The sequence below is a fragment of the Pseudonocardia bannensis genome (genome assembly GCF_012911875.1).
Taxonomy (GTDB): Bacteria; Actinomycetota; Actinomycetes; order Mycobacteriales; family Pseudonocardiaceae; genus Pseudonocardia; species Pseudonocardia bannensis.
Genome location: NZ_JAAXKZ010000012.1, coordinates 1 through 18,866, shown reverse-complemented (window position 1 = coordinate 18,866; position 18,866 = coordinate 1). Strand labels below are relative to the sequence as shown.

General features: G+C 71.9%; 19 protein-coding genes. 10 read left to right on the top strand and 9 right to left on the bottom strand.

Going from position 1 to position 18,866, the window contains the following annotated elements:
* Positions 1 to 28: 28 nt before the first annotated feature.
* Genes HF519_RS05525 through HF519_RS05515 form a run of 3 tightly spaced genes read right to left on the bottom strand, consistent with a single transcriptional unit; the run spans position 29 to position 2,012 of the window.
* Entirely contained in the window at positions 29 to 457 is a 429-nt protein-coding gene (locus tag HF519_RS05525; protein ID WP_169410733.1) for an HIT family protein, read from the bottom strand.
* A complete protein-coding gene (locus HF519_RS05520) occupies positions 454 to 888 on the bottom strand; it encodes a RidA family protein (protein WP_312859920.1) in 435 nt (144 codons plus the stop codon). Before HF519_RS05520 ends, HF519_RS05525 begins: the two co-directional genes overlap by 4 nt.
* Entirely contained in the window at positions 885 to 2,012 is a 1,128-nt protein-coding gene (locus HF519_RS05515; RefSeq protein ID WP_211169592.1) for an FAD-dependent oxidoreductase, read from the bottom strand. Before HF519_RS05515 ends, HF519_RS05520 begins: the two co-directional genes overlap by 4 nt.
* A 146-nt stretch (positions 2,013 to 2,158) precedes the next feature.
* Here HF519_RS05515 and HF519_RS05510 point away from each other — a divergent pair, with 146 nt between their 5' ends.
* The 3 genes from HF519_RS05510 (at position 2,159) to HF519_RS05500 (ending at position 4,768) form a co-directional block, all read left to right on the top strand.
* Positions 2,159 to 2,848 (top strand): GntR family transcriptional regulator, encoded by a 690-nt coding sequence (locus tag HF519_RS05510; RefSeq protein ID WP_169410729.1) that lies wholly within the window; start codon positions 2,159 to 2,161, stop codon positions 2,846 to 2,848.
* Between the two features lie 22 nt (positions 2,849 to 2,870).
* Positions 2,871 to 3,722: a fumarylacetoacetate hydrolase family protein gene (locus HF519_RS05505; RefSeq protein WP_169410727.1), complete on the top strand. Its 852-nt coding sequence runs from the start codon at positions 2,871 to 2,873 to the stop codon at positions 3,720 to 3,722.
* A 188-nt stretch (positions 3,723 to 3,910) separates the two neighbouring features.
* Complete coding sequence (locus tag HF519_RS05500) at positions 3,911 to 4,768, top strand: NAD(+)/NADH kinase (RefSeq protein WP_211169599.1); 858 nt, start codon at positions 3,911 to 3,913, stop codon at positions 4,766 to 4,768.
* A 14-nt stretch (positions 4,769 to 4,782) separates the two neighbouring features.
* Here the strand turns inward: HF519_RS05500 and HF519_RS05495 are convergent, their stop codons facing one another.
* Complete coding sequence (locus tag HF519_RS05495; protein WP_169410725.1) at positions 4,783 to 5,406, bottom strand: TetR/AcrR family transcriptional regulator; 624 nt, start codon at positions 5,404 to 5,406, stop codon at positions 4,783 to 4,785.
* Positions 5,407 to 5,600: 194 nt separating this feature from the next.
* On the opposite strand from HF519_RS05495, the gene HF519_RS05490 reads away from it, so the two are divergent.
* Complete coding sequence (locus HF519_RS05490; protein ID WP_312859919.1) at positions 5,601 to 6,023, top strand: PaaI family thioesterase; 423 nt, start codon at positions 5,601 to 5,603, stop codon at positions 6,021 to 6,023.
* On the top strand, positions 6,016 to 7,077 hold the full coding sequence (locus HF519_RS05485; protein ID WP_169410721.1) for a BtrH N-terminal domain-containing protein: 1,062 nt from the start codon (positions 6,016 to 6,018) through the stop codon (positions 7,075 to 7,077). The genes HF519_RS05490 and HF519_RS05485 overlap by 8 nt, the downstream gene beginning before the upstream one ends.
* 57 nt (positions 7,078 to 7,134) lie before the next feature.
* Here HF519_RS05485 and HF519_RS05480 read toward each other — a convergent pair whose 3' ends face one another.
* Positions 7,135 to 7,374 (bottom strand): DUF5313 family protein, encoded by a 240-nt coding sequence (locus HF519_RS05480; protein ID WP_281358429.1) that lies wholly within the window; start codon positions 7,372 to 7,374, stop codon positions 7,135 to 7,137.
* 246 nt (positions 7,375 to 7,620) lie between these two features.
* On the opposite strand from HF519_RS05480, the gene HF519_RS05475 reads away from it, so the two are divergent.
* Positions 7,621 to 9,258: a flavin-containing monooxygenase gene (locus tag HF519_RS05475; RefSeq protein ID WP_312859918.1), complete on the top strand. Its 1,638-nt coding sequence runs from the start codon at positions 7,621 to 7,623 to the stop codon at positions 9,256 to 9,258.
* Between the two features lie 49 nt (positions 9,259 to 9,307).
* Here HF519_RS05475 and HF519_RS05470 read toward each other — a convergent pair whose 3' ends face one another.
* Positions 9,308 to 12,163 carry an FAD-binding and (Fe-S)-binding domain-containing protein gene (locus HF519_RS05470; protein WP_312859917.1) on the bottom strand — a complete coding sequence of 952 codons (2,856 nt, stop codon included), beginning with the start codon at positions 12,161 to 12,163 and terminating at the stop codon, positions 9,308 to 9,310.
* A gap of 237 nt (positions 12,164 to 12,400) precedes the next feature.
* Between HF519_RS05470 and HF519_RS05465 the strand changes: the two genes are divergently transcribed.
* From HF519_RS05465 to HF519_RS05450, 4 genes are all read left to right on the top strand, one after another.
* A complete protein-coding gene (locus tag HF519_RS05465; RefSeq protein WP_246242535.1) occupies positions 12,401 to 12,850 on the top strand; it encodes a nucleoside deaminase in 450 nt (149 codons plus the stop codon).
* Positions 12,851 to 12,959: 109 nt separating this feature from the next.
* Entirely contained in the window at positions 12,960 to 13,511 is a 552-nt protein-coding gene (locus tag HF519_RS05460) for a DnaJ family domain-containing protein (RefSeq protein WP_312859916.1), read from the top strand.
* Between the two features lie 147 nt (positions 13,512 to 13,658).
* Complete coding sequence (locus HF519_RS05455; protein ID WP_211169591.1) at positions 13,659 to 14,738, top strand: LLM class flavin-dependent oxidoreductase; 1,080 nt, start codon at positions 13,659 to 13,661, stop codon at positions 14,736 to 14,738.
* Between the two features lie 214 nt (positions 14,739 to 14,952).
* The gene (locus tag HF519_RS05450) at positions 14,953 to 15,618 is read left to right on the top strand and encodes a class I SAM-dependent methyltransferase (RefSeq protein WP_246242533.1); all 666 of its coding nucleotides are present in this window, start codon (positions 14,953 to 14,955) and stop codon (positions 15,616 to 15,618) included.
* 91 nt (positions 15,619 to 15,709) lie between these two features.
* On the opposite strand, the gene ligD is transcribed toward HF519_RS05450, so the two are convergent.
* The 3 genes from ligD to HF519_RS05435 form a co-directional block, all read right to left on the bottom strand.
* Positions 15,710 to 16,666: a non-homologous end-joining DNA ligase gene (gene ligD / locus HF519_RS05445; protein WP_169410715.1), complete on the bottom strand. Its 957-nt coding sequence runs from the start codon at positions 16,664 to 16,666 to the stop codon at positions 15,710 to 15,712.
* Between the two features lie 101 nt (positions 16,667 to 16,767).
* Positions 16,768 to 17,538 carry a FadR/GntR family transcriptional regulator gene (locus tag HF519_RS05440; protein WP_169410713.1) on the bottom strand — a complete coding sequence of 257 codons (771 nt, stop codon included), beginning with the start codon at positions 17,536 to 17,538 and terminating at the stop codon, positions 16,768 to 16,770.
* Between the two features lie 92 nt (positions 17,539 to 17,630).
* Positions 17,631 to 18,866: iron-containing alcohol dehydrogenase (locus HF519_RS05435; RefSeq protein WP_169410711.1), on the bottom strand; the 1,236-nt coding region annotated here is incomplete at its 5' end.

The window sequence follows — 18,866 nt, the reverse complement described above, 5'->3', positions numbered from 1 at the left end:
CGGAGCGGCGTCCCACGCCGCTCCGCCCTCACGGGCGCCGGAGGCGTTCCGCGACCTGCTGCGCGACGTCGCACGCGGCAGCGGGGTCGTTCAGGCGGTCCTTCCCGCCGATCAGTGCCGCGCCGCGCAGCTCCGCCGGCAGGTCGGCCGGCACCGCCATGATCAGCACGTGGAAGTGCGGCAGCCGCTCGCCGAAGGACACCGCGTAGACCTTCTCGCAGGACGTCGCCGAGCGCACGGCGGCCGTCAGCCGGCGCAGCGCGCCCCCCAGCTCGTCGGCCTCCCCGTCGGAGAGCGCGTCAACGGACTCGACGTGCCGTGGTGGGAACACCGCGAACCAGCCCGGCACCTCGTATCCGCGCAGCACCCCGGCCAGCCAGCCGTCGGCGTCGAGGGCGGGGCCCGCGAGCTCGGCCGGGGTGGCCCCGCCGTCCGGGCACAACCCGCAGCCGCTCATCCGACCACCGCGACGGCCTCGACCTCGACGAGCAACTCCGGCTGCACCAGCCCGGCCACCTGCACGATCGTGCTGGCCGGCCCGTGCTCGGGGAACAGTGCCTGACGCAGGGCGCTCAGCTCGTCGAACCAGCTGAAGTCGGTGACGAAGACAGTCACCTTGACCAGGTCCTGCCAGCTCGCCCCATGCGCGGCGAGCACCTTGCCGACGTTGCCGAACGCCTGCCGGGCCTGGGCGGGCCCGTCGCCGACGCCCACGATCCGGCCGGCGTCGTCCCAGGCGACCTGACCGGAGATGTAGAGCATGTCGCCGACCGCCGCGCGCACCGCGTTGGAGTAGTACGGGCGGAACGGCGGCGGCGTGCCGGGCACGGCGAGGATCGACTTGCGCGGGTTCATCCCCGTGATCGGGGCCCCGCCGTCGCCGTTCACGGCTGGTCCCCGACCGGGATGTGCCGGGCTGCCCGGTTGAGCTGCCGGTCCACCCAGGGGATGCCCGTGACGAACTGGAGGAACTTCGTCCGGCTGTCGGCCATGTTCTCCGGCCACATGCTGACCATCCACCCGTAGCCGTGGCTCCACCGCTGGACGTGATCGGTGAGCGAGCGCTCCCGTGCCTCCCAGGTTCGCAGCGCGGACGGCACGTCCTGCGACGAGCTCACCGCCGCGGCCAGTGACACCGCGTTGGTGAAGGTCATGTTGGCGCCCTGCGCAAGGTTGGGCGCCTGCGCGTGCGCCGCATCGCCGACCAGGACGACCTTGCCCTCGGACCAGGCCCGGCACGTCACGGTCATGCCGCGGTCCCAGCGTCCGTCGTCGCCGATCCGGTCGATCACGCCGGTGAACGTCGGGAACGTCTCTCGCCACGAGTCCTTGTCGACCGGGACTGTGCGGCCCCGCCGGTCGTCCACGAGACAGGAGAACGCCACGTAGTGCTCCTCATCCGAGGACGGGCAGTAGAGGAACCGGCGCGAGCCGTGCCACGCCTCGGTGATCACCGACTCCTCGTCGCCCGGCGACTTGGGGACGAGCAGGCGGATATAGCCCTCGCGCAGGTAGGAGATCTTGTCGGTGAGCAGCAGCGACTCCCGGATCCTGGAGTGCGCGCCGTCGGCGGCGACGACCAGGTCGGCGGGTAGCCGCGACCCGTCGGCCAGAACCAGGACACCGTCGGGCTCAGCGGTGGCCACCGGGGAGTCGGTGACGATCTCGACGCCGGCGGTACGGGCGGCGTCGATGAGGGCCTGGTAGAGGTCGGCGCGCACCGGCAGGACCATCTTGTCGTCGTCGGTGAAGCTGCGGCGGAACAGGTCGTTTCCGCGCTGGTCGACGACGGCCCATTCCTTGATGCGCTTGGCGTTGCGGATGGCCTGCTCCTCGGCGCCGATCAGGCGCAGCGACCGCAGGCCGTTCTCCCAGAGCCAGATGCCGGCCCCGAACATCCGCAGCTCAGGCGCGCGTTCATGGACGCGAACGCGCCAGCCCCGCGTCGCGAGCGCCGTCGCCACAGCGAGCCCGCCCAGACCTGCACCTGCCACCTCGGCCACCCTCGGCACGTCGGCCACCTCCTGCCCAGCCGGACCATCGACGTTCGGAACCCGGCGCCGGGGCGGACGCTCCCAGAACGGCGTGAGCACTCCGTTAACACGCCTTCCCCCACAATTGCATGCAATGTAGTGTGCAATTCGACGAGGGGGCCGGGATGAGGCGCGGGCGGGATGCGGGCGGTGCGGCCGGGCAGGTCGCCACCGCGTTGCGCGAGGAGATCCTGGGCGGGCGCCTTCCGGGCGGCTCACCGGTGCGGGAGCAGGACGTGGCCGAGCGGCTGGGGGTCAGCCGGACGCCGGTGCGTGAGGCCGTCAGCCGGCTCGTCGCCGAGGGATTGCTGATCAAAGACGGGAACCACACCGCGCACGTCTTCCGGCCCTCCCTGGCCGAGCTGCTGGAGATCTACGAGATCCGGATGCCGTTGGAGTCACTCGCCGCGCGCCTGGCCTGTACCGGGGCGGACGAAGCATTCCTCGACCGGCTCGAAGCCGCCGGCCGGGCGCTGACCGAGGCGAGGTCCGGCGTGGACTGGTCGGTGAAGCACGAGGCCTTTCACATGTGCCTGGTCGCCGGCAGCCGGCGGCCGCGGCTGGAGGCGCTGGTGCGCACGCTTCGCGTGCAGTCCGAGCCGTACGTGCGCCTCGGACTGGCTTTCGACGCCGACTTCGGCGAGCGCGCCCGGCGGGACCACGAGGACATCGTCCGGCTGGTCCGCGCGCGCGCCGCCGACGAGCTCGAGGACCTCGTCCGCCGTCACCTCGAGGCGACGAGCAGCCGGGTCTCGACCCTGCTGGAGGACCACCAGATGCCGCCACCGCCCCCCGCCCCGGGTAGGGCGACATGACCGACGAACGAGGGAGTGCAGAGTGGAACTGCTGAGGCTGGGGCCGCTGGGCCACGAGCGTCCGGTGGTGCGCGACAGCGAGGGTGGGTTCCACGACCTGAGCTCGCTCACCGACGACATCAACGGCGCGTTCCTCGCGGACGACGGGATCGAGCGCGCCCGCGATGCTCTCGCCGCCGGGCGGTTGCCGCGCCTGGACGCCGAGGGCCTGCGGACCGGCGCCCCGATCGCGCGGCCGGGCGCGGTGATCTGCATCGGCATGAACTACGCCGCGCACGCCGCCGAGACCGGCGCCCTGCCACCGGCAGCGCCGGTGATCTTCTTCAAGCACCCGAACACGGTGGTCGGCCCCGACGACGACGTGCTCGTGCCCCGGGGTGCCACGAAGGTCGACTGGGAGGTCGAACTCGCCGTGGTGATCGGCCGGCGGACCGCGTACCTCGACTCACCGGCCGACGCGGCCGGGCACATCGCCGGCTACGCCGTCGCCAACGACGTGTCCGAGCGCGCCTTCCAGATCGAGCACTCCGGCGGGCAGTGGTCCAAGGGGAAGAGCTGCGAGACCTTCAACCCGCTCGGCCCCTGGCTGGTACCGGCCGCCGACGTCGGCGACGTCCAATCGCTCGGGCTGCGGTCCTGGGTCAACGGCAGCCCGCGCCAGTCGTCCAGCACTGCGGACATGATCTTCGACGTGGCGCGCATCGTGTGGGAACTGTCCCAGTACATGGTCCTCGAGCCCGGGGACCTGATCAACACGGGGACGCCGGAGGGGGTCGCGCTGTCCGGGGCGTTCCCGTACCTGGCGACAGGCGACGTCGTGGAGCTGGAGATCGATCGGCTCGGCCGCCAGCGGCAGGTGGTCAAGGGCGGTTAGCGAGCAGGCCGCGGCCCGCGCTGCCGGCCCGGCGCCCGTCCTGCTACCGGTCGCTGTGCCACGCATCATGGTAGGTGGGAGGGCCTGCTCAGAGGGGTTGACGGCCTGGACGGGCAGTGCTCGAACGCGGTCCGGCCCTTCGCTCGCGAAGGGCGCCGGACGGCGCGCGGGAGGAGCCGACCGTGGGAATGATCAACGCTGTGGGCCTGGTGCTGCACCCGGGCCGGGACTGTCGCACGGCAGTGCGGACGATCACCGAGTGGGCCCGGGCCCGCGAGGTCGCCGTCCTCGGCCTGGAGGTCGAGATCGAACGCATCGGCGCCCCCGCCGCCGCGGTCGAGCAGCGGCACCTGGCCCGGCGATCCGACGTCGTCGTCAGCCTCGGCGGGGACGGCACCATGCTGCGCTCGATGCGCCTGGTGCGCGGCTGCCCCGCCCCGGTTCTCGGGGTGAACCTCGGGCGGCTGGGGTTCCTGGCCGAGATCGACGTCCCGGAACTGGCCGGCGCGCTCACCGCCATCGACGAGCGCCGCTTCACCGTCGAGGCGCGGTCCGGGGTACGCGCGACGCTGGCCGGCGAGGACACCACGGCCTTCAACGACATCGCGCTGGTCCGGATCCCCGGCCGGGGCAGCACCGCAGCGGTGGAGGTGCAGGTCGAGGGCCACCCCTTCGTGCGTTACGCCGCCGACGCCGTCGTGGTGGCCACCCCGACGGGCTCGACGGCCTACAGCTTCTCCGCCGGCGGCCCGATCGTCTCGCCCAGCGCAGAGGGCCTGCTCGTGGTCCCGGTGGCCCCGCACTCGGTGTTCAACCGGGCGCTGTTCCTCTCCGGGGGAGAGAAGCTGGCCCTCGAGGTCCTGCCCACCAGCGGCGCGATCGCCGTGGAGGCGGACGGCAGGGTGGTCGGGCACGTGCTTCCCGGCGACGTCGTCGACCTCACCCTGCTGCCCGCCGCCGCGCGCGTGGTCCGGCTGGGGCGCACCACCTTCTACCAGCGGGCCCAGCGTCGGCTGCGGCTCACAGGATCGGTCGAGGCCGACTGACCCGCCGGCTCGGATCACGTCTCCCGGGGGCGGCCCGCATCCGCGGTCATCTCACGCAGGTACGAGCCCAGGACCTCGGCGATGCCCTCGGCCGCGAACTCCACCGCATGGTCGGGGAGCAGCACATGCGTGATGATCAGCCGCGCGAGCGTGTCACCCACGAGTTCGGCGCGGCGCTGTTCGGTGCCGGGCCGGCATCGACCGAAGTGGTCGGTGAACGCCCGCGAGATCAACCCCACGATCGGAGCGGCCTCGGTGGTCACCAACGGCAGGAGCTCCGTCTCATCCGGACCGGACACGATCGTCTTCACCAGGTCGTCCGCGCGCGACCGGCGCAACACGAACTCGCAGCCTGCGCGCACCGCCGCGCCGGCGTCATCCGGGTGATCCTGCAGCACGGCGCCGAGCGCCTCCACCAGCCGCTGTGCCTCGCGCACCACCAGTGCCTGCATCAGCGCCTGTTTCGACCCGAACTCCGCGTAGAGCGTCTGCCGGCTCACCCCGACCGCGGCAGCGATATCGGCCATCCGGGCCGCCTGCCAACCGACCTCGAGCACGGTGCGGCCCGCGGCGTCGAGTACCGCATCACGCAGTAGCGACCGCGCGGCACCCGGGAAACGCGGTCGACGCTCGGTCACACCTCAGATCTTGACACGACCGCCATGCTTGTCAAGCAAACTGACGCGTAGCGAAGCCGAGTCCAGGAGCGCCCACCGATGCCATCTCGCCCGGGTCGACGATGACCGGCCCCGAGCAGGTCCCGCTGCCATCGCACAGCCCGCACTGCCTCGGCTGCGGTCCGGACAATCCGGCCGGAATCCATCTTGAGGTGGTGCGTGCCGGCGACGCCGTCGTCACCGATGTGACCTTCGACGAGCGGCACATCGGCGCCCCCGGCCTGACCCACGGCGGCGCCGTGGCTGCCGCCTGTGACGATCTGTTCGGCTTCGTGCTCTACGTCGTCGGTGAGCCGGCGGTGACCCGCAGCCTTCAGGTCGACTACCTCGCGCCCGTCCCGTTGCACCAGACCCACCGGATCACCGCGCGTCTGGACAGTCGGGACGGCCGCAAGCTCCACATGATCGCCGAGGGCGCCGCGCCGGACGGCCCGATCCGGTTCACCGCCCGGGCCACGTTCGTCGTCGTGCAGCTCGCGCACTTCGAACGCTACGGCGCGATGGCCCTGCACCCCGGCCTCTCCGCCATCGGCAACCCCACGAGCCCGACCCGGAGACCGGAGACCACCCATGGCTGACCGCGCCCACGTCGAGCCCTACCCCCACCAGCTCGCCGGCCACTGCGGCTCCGGCGCCATGCGTGACCTGCTGGACTGGGCCCAGTTGCACTACGACGACGTCCCACTCGGTGAAGGCATGGTCTTCGGCCTCAGCGGCGCCCTGGGATTCAGCTACCTCCGGGCTCCAGGGCTCGGCTCGCCGTTCTACCTCGTCGGCCGTGGGCCCGAGCTCACCACCCAGTTGTGCGCCCGCCTCGGTATCCGGGTCGAGGTCCGTGCCACCGACGACCCTGCCGAGGGCTGGAGCTGGGTCCGCGACGAACTCGACGCCGGCCGGCCCCTGCTGTGCTGGGCCGACATGCGCGAGCTGCCCTATCTCAACGTCCGGATGCGTATGAGCCGGCACGACATCGTGGTCATCGGCTACGACGACCCCGCGCACACCGTGACCGTTGTCGACAACGACCGCTCCGATCCGCAGACCATCACCCACGCCGACCTCGCTCGTGCACGGTCGTCCACGTCGTTCCCGATGCCCACCCGGCACACCTGTTACCCGATGCGCTTCCCCGATCAGCTCCCCCCGCTGCAGGCCACGGCCGCCGAGGCCTGCGCGGCCGCGGCGAACGCGATGCTCGACCAGAACGGCGGACCCGCCGTCACCGCGGGGGCGGACGTCGAGACGGTGCACGGCTCCGGTCTCGCCGGCGTCCAGATCTTCGTCGACGACCTGCAGCGCTGGCCTGATGCCTTCGACGACGCCACCCTGGACCAGGCGCTTCGGACCCTCGCGGTGTTCATCGAGAAGGCCGGCACCGGCGGCAGCCTGTTCCGCCGCCTCCAGGCCGAGTTCCTCACCGACCTCACCCGCGGCCTCGGGGCGACCGCCTCCCCTGCGGCAGACGCGTACACCGCCATCAGCGAACAGTGGTCCCGCATCGCCACCACCGCGCTGGCCGACGACCCTCCGCGCATCAGGCTCGGCACCATCCGGTCACTTGCCGAGTCGCTGCCCGGCCTGGAAACCCTCGGCGTCCGCCGACTCCGGGAAGCTGCCGAAGCCCTCGGCTGAAGAGGATCGCCCGGGTGCGGGCGGCCGTGGCCTGTAGTGGTCCGGAGATCGCGACGATCACTCGGGGTCGCGCCGAGCGATCCCCGGCCGGTAGCGCGAGGCGTACCGCGCCGCGGCCGCCGCGCGCTCATCGGCGGTCGCCTCGTCCCGCAGGGCCTGGGCCGTCCCCGCCGGGTAGCCCGCCTTCAGCACCCGGTGCTCGACGGATTCGTCCATGTTGAACAGGGCGTACTGCAGCGCCACCAACCAGCCCAGCAGGATCCCCGTCAACCGGATCCACAGTGGGCCGGGGACCAGCAGCAGGACGCCGCCTCGGGTGCCCCGGTCGCCGCGATGCCTCCATCCGGCGACCGTCGGCGTCGTCCCGCGCGTGCGGCCGGGAACGCCTGGGAATCACGGCTCGTCGTGCGCGTCGGGTCGGCCCGAAGCGAATGTCCGAAGCTGAGACACGGTCGTCTTTCCTCCGGAACTACCTTTCGTCACCTATCCACCCGTGCGGTTGGAGCGAGGATTCCGATCGCCCTCGGAGAGGGAGCGAGCGACGTGACTGCGACGCAAACGGGCCAGGTGGGAATCGGTGGAAAGGTCGAGGAGCTCGACGTTCTCGTGGTGGGTGCGGGGTTCGCGGGCCTGTACCAGCTCGACCGGCTGCGGAAGCTCGGGTTCTCCGTGAAGATCTATGAAGCGGGCGCCGGTCTCGGTGGCATCTGGTACTGGAACTGCTATCCGGGTGCCCGGGTGGACACCAACGCACCGATCTACCAGTACTCCCGCGAGGACCTGTGGCGGGACTGGAACTTCAGCGAGCTGTACCCGGGTTGGGACGAGGTCCGGCAGTACTTCCGTTACGTCGACGAGAAGCTGGACCTGAGTCGCGACATCCGTTTCAACACGCGGGTCACCGGTGCGGAGTTCGACGAGGACAGCCGCCAGTGGCTCGTCCGAGCCGACGACGGCTCGACGACCAGGGCGCGTTACGTGGTGCTCTGCACCGGGTTCGCGGCCAAGCCGTACCTGCCGAACCTGGAGGGCCTGGAGGACTTCGGCGGGACCTGGCACCACACCGCCCTGTGGCCGCAGGACGGCCTCGACCTCACCGGCCAGCGCGTCGGGGTCATCGGCACGGGAGCCAGCGGCGTCCAGGTGATTCAGGAGGCGGGTCGCGACGCGGCGAGCGTCACGGTCTTCCAGCGCACCCCCAACCTCGCGCTGCCCATGCGGCAGCGGAAGCTCGACGACGAGGCGCAGCGCCGGTTGAAGGAGGAGTACCCGGCACGGTTCAAGATGCGGGCCGAGACGTTCGCGGCGTTCGACATGGACTTCATCCCGCAGTCGGCCGCCGATCTCTCGCCCGAGGAGCGCACCGCCCGGTACGAGGAGCTGTGGGCGAAGGGCGGCTTCCACTTCTGGCTCGCGACGTTCCAGGACGTCCTGTTCGACCAGAACTCCAACAACTCGGCCTACGAGTTCTGGCGGGACAAGGTCCGGGCCCGGATCAAGGATCCTGCGCTGGCCGAGAAGCTGGCGCCGACCGATCCGCCGCACCCGTTCGGCACGAAGCGGCCCTGTCTCGAGCAGAACTACTACGACATCTACAACCAGGACAACGTCAGTCTCGTCGACCTCCGCGAGACGCCGATCCAGCGGATCGTCGCCAACGGCGTCCAGACCGCGGACGGTGTGCACGAGCTCGACATTCTGGTGCTGGCCACCGGGTTCGACGCCGTCACCGGTGGACTGACCGCGCTCGACATCCGTGGGACCAGCGGGGCGACCTTGCAGGACAAGTGGGCGGACGGGGTCGAGGCCCACCTGGGCGTCGCCACCGCGAACTTCCCGAACCTGCTGTTCGTCTACGGCCCCCAGAGCCCGTCCGGGTTCTGCAACGGCCCCTCGTGCGCCGAGCTGCAGGGCGACGAGATCATCGACCTGCTGGTGCACCTGCGGGAGCAGGGCGTCACCCGGATCGAGACGACTCCGGCCGCGGACACGGCGTGGCGCGAGCACGTCGCCGAGCTGGTCGCTCCGAGCTTGTTCGTCAAGGCCGACTCCTGGTACATGGGCGCCAACATCCCCGGGAAGCCGCGGGAGATGCTCAACTACCCGGGAGGGCTGCCCACCTACCTGCAGAAATGGCAGGAGTGCAAGGACGCCGGCTACGAGGGGTTCGTGACGAGCTGAGACGTCGACCCGGAGCCCGGTCCGAGGGCTGTGTTCTCCAGGTCGACCCTCAGCAGCGGTTCGGCTGCTCGGGCGCGGGCCACATCGCGCAGGGGAGCGGCTCTCCGGGCGTCGTCGCGGCGTCGAGGAGCTCGAGCACATGGTGGTACGGCCGGCCGACGGCCCGGGTCATCCCGATCTCGCAGGTGCGGTTGCACGAGGCGAGGACGGCCGGCGCGGCTGCACGGACCTCGGCGGCCTCCGCGGCGGTCGCGGAGGCGGTGAGCTCGGGATGCAGCAGCCCGCGGTCCCCGGCGAAGCCGCAGCAGCCCCAGGCCACCGGAACGACGACGACGTCGGCGACGACGTCGGCGATCGCGCGCAGGTCGGCGTCGATGCCGAGCTGGACCGAGGAGCACGTCGGGTGCAGCGCGAGCGAGGGCCAGCGGCGGTGCACCTGCAGACGCGGTAGCACCTCGCGGCGGACGAACGTGACGGCGTCGACGACCTCGACGCCGCCGGCCCCGAGCGTGGTGCGGAAACCCTCGGTGCACGACGAGGCGTCGCACACGACGGGGATGCCGCGGCCGCGTTCCAGGGACGAGACCGAGCCGCGCACCAGCTCGTGCATGCGTTCCTTGCCCTTGGTCAGGCCCTTGGAGGACCAGGGAGTCCCGCAGCACAGGCGGTCGGCATCCGGTGGCACGGCGAGTTCCACCCCGGCCCGTGCGCACAGTGAGAGGAACGCGGCGGTGCTCCCCTCGCCCCCCGCTTCAGGTCCGAACATGGCCCCGGTGCAGGTGGGCAGGAAGACCGCGGCAGGCGCGGCCGGATCGGCCGCCGCCGGTCGCCGGTGCCCCCCGCGCGGCAGGCCCGGCCGGTACTCGGGCACGGTCTCACTGCCCAGCACCCGGCGTCCGAGCCGGGTCGCCGTCGTCGCCGCCGCGGGGAGCGCGCCCGCCGCGTCGAGGCCGATCGCCGCCGCCCGGGTGACCCCGGACCAGTGCCCGGCCGCCAGCGAACCCGCGCGCTGGACGACGGGCCCGCGGTCCTCGGCGCGCAGCCGCCGGACCAGGCTCCCGGTGTCGATGAGCACCGGGCACGCGGTCCGGCACATGCCGTCCGCCGCGCACGTCTCGACCCCGTCGTAGCGGTAGTCGGCGTCGAGCGCGGCCAGGGTCTCGTGATCGCCCGTGGCCCGGGCGACGGCCATCCCGCGGCGGACGACGATGCGCTGCCGGGGCGTGAGGGTGAGATCGCGACTGGGGCAGACCGGCTCGCGGAACCCGCACTCCACGCAGCGGTCGACCTCGGGATCGGTCTGCGGGACGCTCTTCATGTCCTGCAGGTACGCCTCCGGGTCCTCGCTGAGGACCACGCCGGGATTGAGCACCCCGTGCGGGTCGAACAGGCGCTTGATCTCGCGCATCACGTCGAAGAGCTCGTCGCCGTACTGGCGGCGGACGTGACCGGCCATCACCCGCCCGGTGCCGTGCTCGGCCTTGAGCGAGCCCTCCTCACCCAGGACCAGGTCCACCATCTCGTCGGTGAACCGGGCGTAGCGGGTCCGGCCCCCGGGCTGCTCGAACGTCTCGTCGAGCATGAAGTGGATGTTGCCGTCCTTGGCGTGGCCGAAGATGACGGCGCCGGCGTAGCCGTGCTCGGCGAACAGACGGATGAGTTCCGTGCAGGTGTGCGACAGCCGTGGCACCGGGACGACGACGTCCTCGAGCAGAGCGGTCGTGCCGCGCGGCCGAGCGCCGGCGACTGCCGCGTAGAGGCCCTTCCGGATGTGCCAGAGGTCGGCGCGGGCGCGCGCGTCGTTGCTGAGCAGTGCCTCGCCGGCGAGTCCGGGCAGCCCGGCCAGCAGGGGAGCGGCGCGCAGGGTGCGCGCCGCGAGCTCCTCCGGCGCCATCTCCTGGTACTCGACGAGCAGCGCGGCGTGCCGGTCGACGGTCAGGCTGCGGAGCGCCGCGCTTGCGACCTGGTCTCCGGCGGCGACCCGCAGCGATGCGGCGTCGAGCAGTTCGAGGGTGGCGGCACCGCTGTCCACCAGCGCCGGGAGGGCGTCGGTGGCGGCGGCGAGGGAGTCGAAGACGACCAGGCCGGTGGCGGCGTGCGGCTTCACCGGAACCGTGTTGAACACGGCCTCGGCCACGAAGGCGAGCGTCCCCTCGCTGCCGACGACCAGGTGCGCGAGCAGGTCGGCCGGTCGGTCGAAGTCGAGGAACGAGTTGAGCCCGTAGCCCATGGTGTTCTTCATCGAGAACTGTGCCCGGATCCGGCGGACGGACTCGGGCGACGCCCGTACCCGGTCGCGCAGCCGCAGCAGCCCGGCGTGGAGCGCGGGCTCCTGGGCCGCCAGCGCCTCGTCGGCGTCGGCGGCGCCCGTGTCGACGACCGTTCCGCTGGGCAGTACCGCCACCATGCCGGCCGGCGTGCGGTAGGTGTTCGCCTCGGTCCCGCAGACCATCCCGCTGGAGTTGTTCGCGATCACACCGCCGAGGGTGCAGGCGCCCTCGCTCGCCGGATCGGGCCCGAGCTTGCGCCCGTACGGGGCGAGCCGGATGTTCGCCGAGCGCACGGTCGCTCCGGGCTGCACCCAGACCTGGCGTCCCTCGTCGCGGACCTCCACGCCGCGGAAGTCCCGCCGGGTGTCCACCAGTACCCCCGAGGTCACCGCCTGGCCCGACAGGCTGGTGCCGCCGGAGCGGAAGGTGAGTGGGGTGCCGCGCGCGGCGCAGGCCCGCATCAACTCACCGACGTGCCCGGCATCCCGTGCCGTCACGACAGCCGACGGCGTCAACAGGTAGTGCGAGGCGTCGTGGGCCAACGCGACCCGGTCGATCAACCGGGTCCGCACGCGGGCGGCGTCGCCGGCGCACGGCAGGGGGATCGACTCGGAATCCGGTTTCGTGGAGAGCACGAGCTTTCCCTCTCGGACGGCGACCAGCGACGATCGACGGTACCCGGCGACCCGGACATCGCCGTGACTTTCGGTCGCGATGGTCGACGGGCCCCGAGCCGGCATCGCGTTCCCGGTCGCAGGCGGCCCGTGTGCTCGATCGCGGTCCGCCTGATCGGTCTGCGCGGCTCGCGTCGGTGGCGCGGGATCGGTGCGGCGCGCAACGAATCCGGTCGGCCGGCGTGGCAGGCTGACCGCATGACGACTCCCGGGGCGATGCTCGAGGTGGCGCTGGAAGAGGCCCGCGCCGGGCTGGCCGAGGGCGGGATCCCCATCGGCGCGGCGCTGTTCGCCGCCGACGGCACGGTGCTCGGCCGCGGGCACAACCGTCGCGTCCAGGACGGCGACCCGTCGGCGCACGGGGAGACCGCGGCGTTCCGGGACGCCGGCCGCCAGCGTGACTACCGGGACACGATCATGGTGACCACCCTGTCGCCGTGCTGGTTCTGCAGCGGGCTCGTGCGGCAGTTCGGGATCGGAGCCGTCGTCGTGGGTGAGAGCCGGACGTTCACCGGCGGGCACGACTGGCTCGCCGAGCACGGGGTGCGGGTGACGATCCTCGACGACCCGCGGTGCGTGAACCTGATGGAGGAGTTCATCGCAGCGCGCCCGGAGCTGTGGAACGAGGACATCGGCGTGGCGGAGTAGCAGCGCCGGCGTCGGGGCCACGGTGAGACCGCCCACGGGAGCCTCGGGCCGCCGCCGGCCGGTAGCGTCGAGTCACCGGGGGCAACGCGCGGTTCGGGAGGGCGACGCCGTGAACGACGCCGGATTCCACTACGAGTCGGTGGTGGACAAGCAGATCCGGATGGCGCAGGAGCGCGGCGACTTCGATGACCTGCCGGGCAAGGGCAAGCCGCTGCCCGGGCTGGACGGCCCGGCCGACGACCTGTGGTGGGTGAAGGGGTTCATCCGCCGGGAGGGGCTGTCGACGGAGGCGTTACTGCCCACGTCGCTGCAACTGCGCAAGGAGGTCGACCGTCTGCCGGAGACGGTCCGCGGCCTGCCGTCCGAGCGGATGGTGCGCGACGTCGTTTCCGAGCTCAACCTGCGCATCGTGGACTGGCTGCGGGTGCCGTCGGGCCCGCGGGTGCGGATCGGTCCGGTGAACGCGGATGACGTGGTGGGGCAGTGGCGCCTGGGGCGGCGAGTGCCGGCCGACCAACCGCCCGCCCCCGCCGTCCCGACATCGACGGGCGCCGGGCCGGCGGCTCGGCCCCGGTGGTGGCATCGGTTCGGGCGTCGGGCGCTCCGGGACCGCCCGAACGCGAGTGCGGTGCGCGACGTGACCCGGAGCGACGGGCGCTGACGACTCGTCGACATCGCGTCCCCGGGTGTGCCCAGGATCCGCTCCCGGCACCGGGTACGTGAGAATTCAATCGTCGGTTCGGGGAAGCCGTACCGATCCGGCCCGGTCGCCCGGCCGGCCGCGCCGCGTGAACCGGGAGCCGTCGAGATGCGCCCACAATCGATGGAGATCGGCCTGTACGGCTTCGGCGAGGCGCTACCCGACCCCACCACCGGTGCCGCCACCAGCCCGCAGCAGCGGATGGCCGAGGTCCTGGAAGAGGTGGAGCTGGCCGAGCAGGTCGGCCTCGACGTGTTCGGGGTCGGCGAGCACCACCGCCCGGAGATGTTCGTGTCCAACCCGGCCGTCGTCCTCGCCGCCGCGGCGGCCCGCACCAGCCGGATCCGGCTGACGAGTGCGGTGAGCGTGCTGGGCTCCGCTGATCCCGTCCGGTTGTTCCAGGACTTCGCTCTGCTCGACGTGCTCTCGGACGGGCGGGCGGAGTTGATGGTCGGGCGCGGTGCGTTCGTCGAATCCTTTCCGCTGTTCGGGCGGCAGGCGCAGGACTCCGATGCGCTGTTCGTGGAGAACCTCGAGCTGCTTCTGCGGTTGCGTGAGGACCCGCCCGTGACCTGGTCGGGCCGGTTCCGGCCTGCGCTGGAGGCCGCCGCCGTGTATCCCCGTCCCGTCCGGGGGACGCTTCCGGTCTGGGTCGGAGTCGGCGGCACGCCCAGCTCCGCACTCCGCGCGGGGCGTCTCGGCCTCCCCATGGCGCTGGCGCTGATCGGTGGTCGGCCCGGGCACGGTCTGGCCTCGCTGACCGCGCACCGCGAGGGTGCTCGGCAGTCCGGGTCGGGCCCGTTGCCGGTCGGCATCAACACCCACGGCTTCGTGGCGCCCACCTCGCAGGCTGCGGCCGACGACTTCTTCCCGCACTACGCGGGCTATTTCAACGCCATCTTCGGAGAGCGCGGGATGCCGCCGCTGACCCGGGAACGGTTCGACGCCGCCGTCACCGACCACGGTCTCCCGGTCGTCGGTAGCCCCGCGCAGGTCGTCGAGGCCATCCTCGGCCACCACGAGCTCTTCGGACACACCCGCTATCTCATGCAGACCAGCATCGGCTCCGTGCCGCATCGTCTCGTCATGCGCAGCATCGAGCTGCTCGGCACCGAGGTCGCCCCGGCGGTGCGGGACGAGCTTCGGCGGCGCGACCGCGGGACCGAGCGGGCTCCCTCCGTGCGCTGACGGCGAGCTGCGTTCACGACTCCGGTGAGCGGGAATGCCATGAGTGTGCGCCCGGAATCAATGCCGGAGTGGGAGGAGCACCATGGATGAGCGCCCGGAAACAATGCCGGACAACGATGTCGTCGATCGCTTCCACCGTACCGATGGGCATTACGGGAGGATCGCCCGCAGCGACAACGACACCTGGTCGGACCGATCCGATTACCTCACCTGGATGAGCGGACAGATCGCGGTTCGGCTCCGAATGTCGTCGGGCGCCCGGGTCGCCGACATCGGAGCGGGCACCGGGCTGTTCCTCGGCCGGTTGGCAGAGCGGGCGTCGCCACAGGCACCGATCCTGTGTGTCGACCCCTCGCCGGAGATGCTTCACCACCTGCCCGAAGACCCGCGGCTGCGACCGATCCACGGCACGGCCGAGGACGTCGCGGCCGGGCGGGTGGTACTGCCCTACGAGCAGCTCGACGCCGTCCTGATCAAGGAGACGATCCATCACGTCACCGACGTGCCCGGCACCGTGCGAGGACTCGCCGAACTGCTCGCACCCAGCGGTCGAATGCTGGTGGTCACCCTGCCACCGCGGCTCGACTACCCCCTGTTCCAGGCAGCGCTGGGCCGCTTCGCGGCGATGCAACCCGAGCCGGAGAGCATCGCGAACGCCATGCGGGCGGCCGGGATCGAGACGGAATGCACGATCGAGGCCTTCCCGGTCACCGTCGACCGGAGGAACTACATCGACCTGGTCGGCAACAAGTGGATGTCCGTACTGTCCACCTTCACCGACGATGAGTTGGCAGCCGGACTCGACGAGATGCGCGAGAGATACCCGCAGCGGGAATTGCACTTCCTCGACCGCTTCGCGTTCGTTCGCGGCGTTCGGTGATACGCGCTCCACCGAATGCCGAAGACCGGTGGCTCCGTCGTGGCCGGCGGATTCGGAGGTCGTGAACGGTGTGCCGACGACCGCTCGACTGCTACTGCCGGCGTTCACGGGCGCGGCGTTTCCCCTCGTGCATCGCCTGCACCCGGGGGATCGGGATGGTGTTGCCTTCCTCGATCAGGTCCGTGGGCAGCATCTGCGGCTCGGGCATCCACTCGTGCCACGGATCCCCGTCGGCCAGCAGCGAAGGCGCGGTGCGGATGGTGAAATCGGCCGGCGCCACGCGGTCGAGTTCGTCCCACGGCACCGGGAAGGACACCGGCACGCCGGGGCGGACCCGCGGGCTGTAGGCGGCCACGACGGTCGCGCCGCCGGAGCGGGTCGGGTCCACGAAGACCTTGCCGCCGCGGTCCTCCCGGATGAACGCCGTCGTCGCGATGTCCGGGTCGAGCCGCACGGCCCGCGCGGCGAGGGCCCTGGTCGCCGCCGCGGCGTCCTCGATCTTCACCTGATCGTCGAGCGGCACGAAGACGTGCAGGCCCTTCGCGCCGCTGGTCTTGACCGCGCCCGCCAGCCCGGCGTCGGCCAGGGCTTGGCGGACGAGCCGGGCCGCGCCGACGACGTGACCGAATGCGTCGCCGGCCGGCGGGTCGAGGTCGAGCACCATGTGCGTGGGGTGGGCGGCCCGGTCGAGGACCAGGGTCGGGTGGTACTCGACCGCGCGCTGGTTGGCCAACCACAGCAGCGTGCGCCGGTCGTTGCACAGCGGGTAACTGATCTCGCGTCGGGACGCCTCGGCCCACACGGTGGTCCGCGGTACCCACTCAGGGGTGTACTTCGGCAGGTTCTTCTGCATGAACGGCTGCTGGCCCGGTCGCACGCGGATCACCGACAGCGGCCGGTCCCGAAGCTCGGGGAGGAGGCGATCGCGGACGGTGTCCAGGTAGTCCACCAGGTCGCGTTTGGTCGCGTCCGCACCCTCGAACAGGGGCTGGTCGAGGTTGGTCAGCTCCACGCCGGCGCGGGACTCCGCGGCGCTCTCGCGGCTCACCCACGCCAGGCTAGCGGGCACGTGATCTGTCGCAAACGAAGAACGACCGAGGGACCCTGCATCGCATGGCCGGTGAGCAGGGGGCCGGGCGACGAGCCCGATCAGTCATAGCGCTGGTCGGTGAGCACCTCGTCCACGTCCGGCCACAGGATCCGGGTCTCCATCTTGGCTCGTTGGTTGCGCTGCAGGTCCTCGGTGATCCATTCGAACATGCTGGCCGTGGCCGAGGAGGCGGTTGCTGCATCCGACGTCCGGATCGCCTCCACCACGGTGCTGATCCGCTCTGTCAGCTCCGGGCGGCTACCGCGCGGGTAGCGCCAGGGCACCGTGGTGGTCATCGCCCCCAACGCCGGCACGACGGTCGCCAGCACCTCGTTGTGCGACGCCTCCGCGACACGGAGATGGAACCGTCCGCTCTGCGCTGCGTACTCCGGCCCCGGCACCTTCTGCGCGGCCCGCAGCGCGGCGACCGACTCGTCGAGTCGCTCGAGGTCGACGTCCTTGCGGTGCGTGGCAGCCAGCGCAGCGACGGCAGGCTCGATCGCCGTCCGCGCCTCGAAGACCGTCCGCAGGGTGGCTCCCCGGAACTGGACGACCATCCCCATGGCACTGCCGACGACCGCCGGGCCGGGGGTGGCCAGCCGCGGGCCGCCGTGCGGCCCGGACTTGATGGTGATCGCGCCCAGGAACGACAGCAGCCGCAACGCCTCACGCAAGGTTCCTCGGGAAACCTTGTAGTGCTCGATCAGCCGGGATTCGTCCGCCAGCGCGTCGCCGGATTCCAGGCCGCGCTGCAGGACATCGCGCAGGATCCGCCGGGCGGTGTGCGAGGGCAGGGCGCCGCGGCCGACCGTCTGCTCGCGTTCAGCCACGTTCCTCACCCCGCCTGCGATCGTAACCGTCCTCGGGCGCCGGTCCCGGGGAGCGGACCGGCGCGGAACGCCCCCCGGGACGGCGCGACATGTCAGTAGGCCCGTTCGAGGATGGAGATGACGTCGGCCTCGTCGGTGACCGGGCGTGGGTTGGAGGCCACGATGAGGTCGGCCATGGCGTCGTGGGCCAGGGCCGGGAACTCCGAGGGTTCGACGCCGATGTCGCGCAGCCGGGTCGGTAGCCCGAGCGAGGCGATGAAGTGGCGCACCAGTTCGCCCGCGCCGGCGTCCGGGTCGGTGGTGACCCCGGCGGCGTCGGCGAAGATCTCGGCGATGCGGGCCTGTGGTTCCCGGGTGTGGTCGAGGTTGAACTCGAGCACCGCGGGCAGCATCACGCAGGAGGTGATGCCGTGCGGGACGCCGCATCGGGCGCCGAGTTGATGGCCGATGCCGTGGCTGAGCCCGAGGTTCACGTTGGTCAGCCCGAAGATTGACTGCCAGGCCGCCACCTGGCACTGGGTGGCCGCGTACAGGTCGGTCTCGTCGCGCGCGGAGACGGGCAGGTACCGGGTCAGCCTCCGCAGCGCGTCCGCGCACAGCGCGTCGGTCACCGGCTGCGCGGTGGTCGAGCACAGCGCCTCGACCGCGTGGTCGACCGACCGCATCCCGGTGGAGGCCCACAGGTCCCGCGGGGTGTGCACGGCCAGTTCGGGGTCCAGGACGACCATCCTGGGTACCAGGGTGGGTGTGATGTAGAGGTCCTTGACCTTCCGCTCGGTGTCGGTGATCCCGATGATGCTGGTGAACTCCCCGGCCGACAGCGTCGTGCTCACCGCGATGTGCGGCAGCTGCGCCTTGGTGGTGGTCGGGATCTCGACGGTGTCCGGGTACTCGAACACGACCCGCCAGCGCAGCAGGTCCTGGTGCGTGCGGACGTCCTCGGCGACGCACAGGCTGACCGCCTTGGCCAGGTCGATCGGGCTGCCGCCACCGACGCTGAGTACACCGTCGGCGCCTGCGGCCCGGGCGGCCTCGGCCGCGGCCAGCACGACGTCGTGCGGGACGTGCGGGCGCACCCCGGTGAACACCGCGGCGATCCGGCCGCCGGTGGCGTCGTTGAACCGGGCCTCCAGGTCGACCCGGCTGGCCAGGCTGGGCGAGGCCACCAGCAGCAGCCGGGAGACGCCCAGCCGCTCGCACTCGGCGGCGAGGGAACCGGCCGAGCCCGGCCCGAACAGCACCGCCTCCAGCGGGATGATGTCGAACCGGCCGGCGAGCCGGCGCCCCTCAGGGGTCGTCGCGGGGGTCGCCGGGGTCGCGGGGGTCGC